At 65.7% G+C, this 7,659-nt stretch carries 5 protein-coding genes; 3 read left to right on the forward strand and 2 right to left on the reverse strand.

Annotation, left to right across the window (positions count from 1 at the left end; translation table 11 throughout):
- Positions 1-412: 412 nt before the first annotated feature.
- Positions 413-823 carry a winged helix-turn-helix transcriptional regulator gene (locus ACIRRA_RS45130; RefSeq protein WP_402782030.1) on the reverse strand — a complete coding sequence of 137 codons (411 nt, stop codon included), beginning with the start codon at positions 821-823 and terminating at the stop codon, positions 413-415.
- Between the two features lie 120 nt (positions 824-943).
- Between ACIRRA_RS45130 and ACIRRA_RS45135 the strand changes: the two genes are divergently transcribed.
- Positions 944-2,530, forward strand: a complete 1,587-nt coding sequence (locus tag ACIRRA_RS45135; protein WP_402782033.1) for a DHA2 family efflux MFS transporter permease subunit — start codon at positions 944-946, stop codon at positions 2,528-2,530.
- A 62-nt stretch (positions 2,531-2,592) separates the two neighbouring features.
- Positions 2,593-3,633 (forward strand): alpha/beta fold hydrolase, encoded by a 1,041-nt coding sequence (locus tag ACIRRA_RS45140; protein ID WP_402782036.1) that lies wholly within the window; start codon positions 2,593-2,595, stop codon positions 3,631-3,633.
- A gap of 287 nt (positions 3,634-3,920) precedes the next feature.
- Here the strand turns inward: ACIRRA_RS45140 and ACIRRA_RS45145 are convergent, their stop codons facing one another.
- Complete coding sequence (locus ACIRRA_RS45145) at positions 3,921-4,508, reverse strand: hypothetical protein (protein ID WP_402782039.1); 588 nt, start codon at positions 4,506-4,508, stop codon at positions 3,921-3,923.
- Between the two features lie 366 nt (positions 4,509-4,874).
- On the opposite strand from ACIRRA_RS45145, the gene ACIRRA_RS45150 reads away from it, so the two are divergent.
- Positions 4,875-7,505: a PhoU domain-containing protein gene (locus ACIRRA_RS45150; RefSeq protein WP_402782042.1), complete on the forward strand. Its 2,631-nt coding sequence runs from the start codon at positions 4,875-4,877 to the stop codon at positions 7,503-7,505.
- The last annotated feature ends 154 nt before the right edge of the window (positions 7,506-7,659 follow it).

The raw sequence follows: 7,659 nt of genomic DNA on the forward strand, positions 1-7,659 counted from the left end.
CCCAGCCGCTCCCGCGTTCGCCCAAGGAACGCTCCCAAGGTCCTGGCGAACGCACTCTTCTGCCACATACCGCGCTGACCGAACCGGCCAGCGCGGGGCGCCGGCGGCCGGAGCCTGGTGCGGTGCAGAACGTCCGCTATTGCCGATGAGTCCCACTGGAAGAACCCTGGAATTGTATGGGTCGGGGCCTGGTGCGAGGAATTTCGGGGCGTCGCAGGTTCGATTCCCCGGCAGGACGCCGAAAACATGAGCAACCGGAAAACGCCTGGTCATCGTGGGTGTATATCAGATCTAGCGATCAGGGCAGCCCGCTCGGAACGAGTAACGGTGGTGACCAACGGTTTCCGCGGGGACACCGACGTTCGAGGCGGTATTCGGCCGTCGCCCTCGCGAGGCGGGGCGACGGCTGTTCTCATACCACCGGGTTCCGGGCCTCGGCGTCGAAGTTCCGGCGCGCCGCCGCGATCGTGGGACGGTGCCGTTCGGCCCAGTCCGCGACGGCCTGCAACGCGTCGCGCAATTCGCGCGCGGAATCGGTCGCCGTGTATTCCACGCGCGGTGGAACACACGGGTACACGGTCCGGGTGAGCAAACCGTCGCGTTCGAGGCGGCGCAGGGTGAGCGTGAGCATCCGCCGGCTCACACCTTCGATGGAATTCTCCAGTTCGGTGAATCGGACAGGGCGTTCCGCCGTGGCGAGGATGACCTGCACGCTCCATTTGCTGGCGATTCGTTCGAGTACATCGGCGAACGGGCAATCGTCAGTTTCCGGCGCCTCGCAGGCTGCAGCCTTGTCGGATACATCGGTGTAACTGCGTGACAAGAAAGTGCCTTCTTCCGCTCGGATCGTTGGTCACAGACGATGGCCTCAGTTACAAATCGTAACCCTGACCATCGAGTGGCCGGAAGTCGTTCGGCATCCCGGCCGGAAGGAGCCGAAGCGATGTCCGTATTGGATGAGGGCACGACCCGAGGAGCATTCGCACCGCCGCAGGTCGCCCCGAGCGCCCGCTGGTGGACGCTCGGAGTCGTCACCCTCGCGACGTCCATGCTCATGATCGACCTGACCGCGGTCAACGTCGCAGTGCCCGAGCTGCGCGCGGACTTCGGCATCACCAACCTCGCCGACCTGCAGTGGGTGCTGGACGCCTACGCCCTGACTCTCGGTGTCTTCCTGCTCACGGCCGGCTCGTTGGCCGACAAGTTCGGTCGCAAGTACATGTTCCTGGGCGGGTTCGCCATGTTCTCGATGGCCTCGCTGGCCTGCGGTCTGTCGGGCAACGGCCAGGCCCTGGACCTGTCCCGGGGCGTGCAGGGTATCGGTGCGGCGGCGTTGTTCGCCATCGGCCCGGCATTGATCGCCCAGGAGTTCACCGGCGCGGACCGGGCGAAGGCACTCGGCATGTTCGCCGGTGGATACGGTATGGCCATCGCGGGCGGCCCCGTGGTGGGCGGGGCGCTCACCCAGTGGCTCGACTGGCGGTGGATCTTCCTGGTCAACGTCCCGCTCGGGATGCTGGCGATCGTGATCGGCTGGCTGCGCATTCCCGACCGCGGCGACCGGAGCCCGCACCCGATCGACCTGCTCGGCCTGGTGACCTTCTCGATCGCCATGACCATGCTGGTGTTCGCCATCCTGCGGGGTAATGCCGAGGGCTGGACCAGCGGGCTCATTCTGGGCCTGTTCGTCGGCGCGGCCCTGTTGCTGGCGGTATTCGTGGCGGTCGAACGGGCTCGGGGCGCGAAGGCGATGCTCGATCTGTCGCTGTTCAAGATCGTCAGCGTCGACAGCCTGGCGGTAGTCACCACGCTGCTGATGGGTGCAGCGCTGGCCGCGATCTTTCTGGTGATGTGGTTCGTGCAGGCCGAATTGGGTTACACCCCGATCCAGACCGGTGTGCGCATGCTGCCGATCTCCGCGGTGATGATGGTCATGGGCGGTGTGGCCGGTGCGCTGACGGTGAAGGTGTCGCCGCGCTGGCTGCTGACTGTCGCCGGCCTCGCGACCGGACTGTCACTGCTCTCGGTGCCGCTGATGCTGCGTGCCGGCAGCGGCTGGACCGCGCTGTTGCCCTGCTTCTTCCTCATCGGTGTCGGCCTGGGTGTATTCAACCCGACCCGTGCGGCGCAGGCCATCAACCTGGTGGCGCCGGAACGGGCCGGTCTGTCCAACGGTGTCAGCGAGACCTTCCAACAGGTCGGAGTCGCGCTGGGTATCGCGGTGGCCGGTGCGATCTTCGAGTCACGGGTCGCCACCCACTTCGCCGACTCGGAGGTGGGCAAGCGGATCGGTGGGCCCGCGCACGATCTGGGCGAGACGGTCGCGGCGACCGGCTCTCCGCTGCTCGGCCCGCCGGCCGGTCCGGGCAAAGCTGCGGTGCAGGCCGCGCACGCCGCCGTCGTCACCGGGGTGCAGGAGGTCTTCGCCGGTGGTGCGGTCATCGTCGCGGTCGCAACCGTGATCGCGCTGCTGTTCACCCGCAAGAGCGACCTGCACGAGAGCGCCCTCGTTCCGGCCGAGACGAACTGAGCAATTCGAACCGGGCGCGACCGGCCCCGGCGATATTGATCCGGCGATTGGGAGGGGACGCCATGCAGGAGATTCGACTACGAGAAGGTCTGACGGTCGGTGTGAGCAGGACTGGATCGGGACCAGCCGTCCTACTCCTCGGCGGTTTGGGGATGCCGTCGATCGTATGGGAGATCTCGGGGCTGACCAGCCAACTCAGCGCAGCCGGTTTCGAAGTCATCGCGCACACCGCGCGAGGCATCCCGCCCGCATCCGCGCCACCGGCGCCCTACACCGTCGATGATCTCGCCGCAGACGCCGGGGCCCTGCTCGACGAGCTTGCCCTCACCAGTGACGTCATTGTCGTCGGCTATTCACTCGGAGCGTTTACCGCACAGGCATTGCTCCGGGATCGACCGGACAACTTCCGGGCCGCCGTCTTCATTGCAGGTCTGAACCCGTCTCCGCTGGTAGCGATTGTCGACAACATGGAACTCGAGCTCATCGAGACCACGGGCGGGCTTCCTGCATCGCTGAGCACCTTCGAGCTGCTCATGACCACCTTGCCGACGACGGCGCTCCAGGATCAGTCCGCAGTGCCTGGCTGGCACGCAATTTTCGCCGACGACACCAACCGCTGGACCGGGATCGAAGGACTCAAGGGGGAACCGTGCCCGGGTGGCGAATCGGTGGATGTCGGCGATGCAGTCCTAGATATCGAGCACGTCGGATCCACCTCCGTTGAGGGGTTGGCCGCCAAAGATGTCATCGACATCGTTCTCACCGTGACCGACTCACGGCAGGAGAGCGTGTACGTCCACCCGCTCGAATGTGTTGGTTACTACCTCACAGTCCGAGAACCGTCGTTCCACGAGCATCGGTGCCTGCGGCTTGCCGACCCTCGGGTGAACCTGCACGTGTTCGGCCCCAACTGTCCAGAGACCATCCGACTGCGCATGTTCCGCGACTGGCTCCGCGACCACCCCGAAGATCGCGCGCTCTACGAGGACGCCAAGCGAGCAGCCATCCCCGGAGGCGGCAACGTCATGGACTACAACGCACGCAAGCAGCAGGTGATCCGCGAGATCTACGATCGTCTCTTCCGCGCCTTCGGGATGAAATAGACAATCCCTCGAACCGGCGTCCGGAAATGCCGCATACCGCGCTGACCGAACCGGCCAGTGCGAGGCATCGGAAGATCAACTGACCGTTTTGATCCGAGGTCGGCGGAACGTCCGCAACTGCCGAATGCAGCGCGTCTTGTTGGTCCGTTAGACCCGGTACGGGACGCGGGCGCGATACTTCGTCATTGCAGCGATGGCGAGTGCCCATCCCAGGATGGCGGCCACGCCGAGTGGTGCGGCAACCGTCGGGGTGGCGGGTTGATCCTTCGACGACCCGCCTTCGACTATCAGCCCGCCCAGAACACCATGATGTCTTTGTCAGCCGCCTTCGACGCGCGCATCCAATTGACACGTGACTCCACATCCCGGAGCACGTACTCACCCAACGTGGCCCGTACTGCTGGGTCCGAGTTGTTCCACTGTTCCAGTTCTTCGGCGCAGTATTCTTTGCTCCACGAGCCGCCGTCGGCCCACTCCGGGTCGGGAAGACCGTGGTGTTCTCGGAAGCTGTAGAGCAGATCGATCCTGCCCTCGTCCCACATCCCCAACTCCCCGAATGCTTCGTCGAGCGTTCGCTGGAAGGAGTGGTGGAAGACCTCCTGATCAATGTCTTCACCGAAATGCGCGCAGATGCTCTCGCACGCTTCCAGATAGGCATACCCGCAGTCCTCGTCGTAGGGGCCGCCGTTGATAACAGCTCGCAACGCGCTCCTGGCATCGAGCTTCACGCCCCCGCACCCGCACTCGCGGTCGTCCTCTTCCCCGGCGTCGTGCCAGTGCTTCGTGATCGCTTCGAATAGCGCATCGTCCTTCGATCCGATTGCGGCCTCGACGGTGGCGATGTCAACCAGATACACGTTCATGATGGAACCCACGGCGGCATACTAAAGCGACTGTCCGACAACTGGTTACCGCAGAAACCTATCTGGACCCAAGCACCAGCTGTATCGCGCAGGGATAACGAGTCCAGAGGTCAGCTTTGATACCTCATCGTATCGCTAGGCAACCATGAGGCCGTCCCGCACGCCACAGCAGGGCTTCCGCGCACCCCGCGCGGTCATGGACGAGTGAAACGCGGATGGCTACAATCCGCAAATACCCTCTGGCCGTATGTCTTTCGAGGCGGCCGCGTGGCTGAGTGCGCGCCGCGCTCTCTGAACCGCCCCGGTGAATCCGGAGACCTATCGGGTGGCTTGGGGTCCGGTGCGAGTGCCGGTGCCGCCGATGGCTGATGATTAGCTATGCGGACTCGCTTCCAGGAGGACCTCGAGCAGCTTGCCGGGCGGTTGCGAATGATGTGCCTGCGCGACTGCGCGGCTGTCGCCGCTGCCACGGACTCCTTGCTGAACGCCGATCTCGAGTTGGCCGAGCAAGCGATCGACATCTGCCGCGAGATCGACCTCACGCGTGATCACTGTGAGCGCGAGGCAATGCGGCTGCTGGCTGTGCAAGCGCCCGTCGCCGGCGAGTTGCGGCAGGTAGTCACGGCCATTCAGCTCATCGGCGACCTTGCCAAGATGGCCACCCTGTCCGAACACATCGCTGACGTCGGCCGCCGCCGTCACCCGGCGCCTGCGATTCCGGAATTGGTGAAGCCCGTCGTGGCCCGCATGGGCGCGGCCGCCAGTGCCATGGCGACCAGCGCTGCTGCGGTGCTCGAGTCCGGTGACCCGGGCGATGCTGCACAACTCGAGGGCCAAGACGACACCATGGATCGGTTACATCACGACCTGCTGGCCGCCGTGTGGGCCGACAACTGGACCGGCGGGATTACCGCCGCGGTCGATCTGACCTCGCTCGGCCGGTATTACGAGCGATTCGCCGATCATGCCGTACAGGTCGGGCGGGGGACGGTGAACATGGCGACCGGTGGAGACGAGGATCAGAGCCCGCAGCGGGCGAGTCCGGAATCGACGGCCAAGGTTTCCGCCGTTTCGGCGACCTGGTTGGCGGATGCCACCCGCACCACCGCCGACCTGTCCAGCGCGGTGGACAGCAGCGCGATTGCTGTCGACGGCTTGGACCGGATCGAAGTCGGCCGCCGCATCGATGATTTCGACCTGCTCACCGGCCTGGGCAGCGGCGCCTTCGCGCGGGTGTTCCTCGCTCGGCAGCGGTCGTTGCAGCGGCTGGTGGCAGTGAAGATCTCCGCCGATCGCGGCACCGAACCGCAAACTCTCGCGCAGCTCGATCACGACTACATCGTGAGGGTCTTCGATCAGCGGTTGCTCGACGAGGCGAGCCCGGACAAGCCCCATGCACGGCGGCTGCGGCTGCTGTACATGCAGTTCCTACCCGGCGGCACACTGCTGGGCGTGCTGCGCTGGGTGCGGGCCACCCCGCCCCAGCAGCGCAACGGGCGGCTGCTGCTGGCTGCGGTCGACGCGGCGATGGAGGAGAAGGGCGAGATCCGGCCCACCGATTCCAGTGTGCGCGCGGAGATCGCGGCGCTGTCGTGGCCGGAGACGGTCGCCTGGCTGGGCCGCCGACTGGCCGAGGCGCTGGCCTACGCCGACGCACACGGAGTGCTGCATCGCGACGTCAAACCGGCCAATGTGCTGCTCACCGCGGAGGCGGTGCCGAAACTGGCCGATTTCAACATCAGTTTCAGCCGGGATCTGGCAGGCGCAAACCCGGTCACGTATTTCGGCGGTTCGCTGTCGTACATGTCGCCGGAGCAGCTGGAGGCCTGTCATCCAAGGTACGAACGCAGCGCCGACGATCTCGACACCCGCGCCGACATCTACTCGCTGGGGGTGGTGCTGTGGGAGCTGCTCACCGGAGCCAAGCCGTTCGAGGACAGCACCGCAGGCAAACGCAGCGACGCCGCCACGCTGGCGGCCATGCTGCAGCGCCGCCGCGCCGGAGTGGATTCGACGGCGTTGGAACGCATCCCGCCCGACTGCCCAGCGGCCTTGCAGCGGGTCCTGCTGACCTGTCTGGCGCCCGAGCGCGACCAGCGCTGGGCCGGTGGCGCGGCACTGGCTCAGCAGTTGGAGCTATGCCTGGATGAGCGGGCCCGCGATTTGGTCGACCCGCCGCCGGACAGCTGGCGGCTGCGGCTGCGGCCGTGGCTGGTGCCGTTGGCGGTGCTGGCCATGGCCGGACCGAGCCTGCTCGCATCGCTGGCCAACATCCAATACAATAAGTCGCTGATCGTCGACCGGCTGAGTCTGCCGGCGCAGCACACGTTCTGGATCATGGTCGGCGCGTTCAACGTGGTGCTCTTCCCGGTCGGCATCGCGACCGTGCTGTATCTGTCGCGGCGTCTGCTCACGGTCCCACCCGGCCTGCGCCGAGGACGCCGGTACGACCCGCGGGTGCTGGCTCGAGCTCGATCGGATGCTCTGCTGTTCGGCGACCGCGCTGTGCTGGTGGCGTTCTCGATGTGGAGCCTCGCGGCGATCGTATTTCCGATCGTGATGCACTTCGCGACCGGTGAGTTCACTGGACAGGCGGTCCTGCATTTACTGGTGGATCTGCTCGTCTTCGGCGCGATGGCGGTGGCGTATCCGTTCTTCCTGGTGACGTTCTACATGGTGCGCTGCATCTACCCGTTGTTCCTGCGGCACGGCGACATCGGCGCAGGCGATGTGGCGCACCTGCATCGACTCGATCGCCACTGCACCCTGTATCTGGCCGTGGCGGCGTCGGTGCCGCTGCTGGCGGTGGCGGGGGTGACGGTCCTGCCTCCGGAAGATATGCCGCTGGTGGTCGTAGCGGTACGGGTGGTGTGCGTGGGCGCGATCGCCGCGTTCATCATCGCCTACGTGCTGTTCCGGTCGATCGAGGCCGATCTGCAGGCGCTGGAACGTGTGGTGGATCCCGCCGGCGCGCAGCGGAAGCCGGATACCACCGCCGGTCCACTATGAGTGCACAACACATCGGCTCGGACCACGGCAAGGCAACTCCACGTCGTAGACAGCAACAATGAGCCCTTTTCATCCTGGTCGGATGATGTTGACGGGCAACGGATCTGATGTCGGCGTGTCGCTATGAGGCACGAGGAAGCCCCTGGTAGAGCAG

Origin of the sequence: Nocardia sp. NPDC101769, from assembly GCF_044766925.1 — a bacterium.
GTDB lineage: Bacteria > Actinomycetota > Actinomycetes > Mycobacteriales > Mycobacteriaceae > Nocardia.

Excerpts from the sequence above, each read along its gene's own strand:
- ACIRRA_RS45150 (WP_402782042.1), top strand. The coding sequence starts at position 4,875 with ATGCGGACTCGCTTCCAGGAGGACCTCGAGCAGCTTGCCGGGCGGTTG.
- ACIRRA_RS45135 (WP_402782033.1), top strand. The coding sequence starts at position 944 with ATGTCCGTATTGGATGAGGGCACGACCCGAGGAGCATTCGCACCGCCG.
- ACIRRA_RS45140 (WP_402782036.1), top strand. The coding sequence starts at position 2,593 with ATGCAGGAGATTCGACTACGAGAAGGTCTGACGGTCGGTGTGAGCAGG.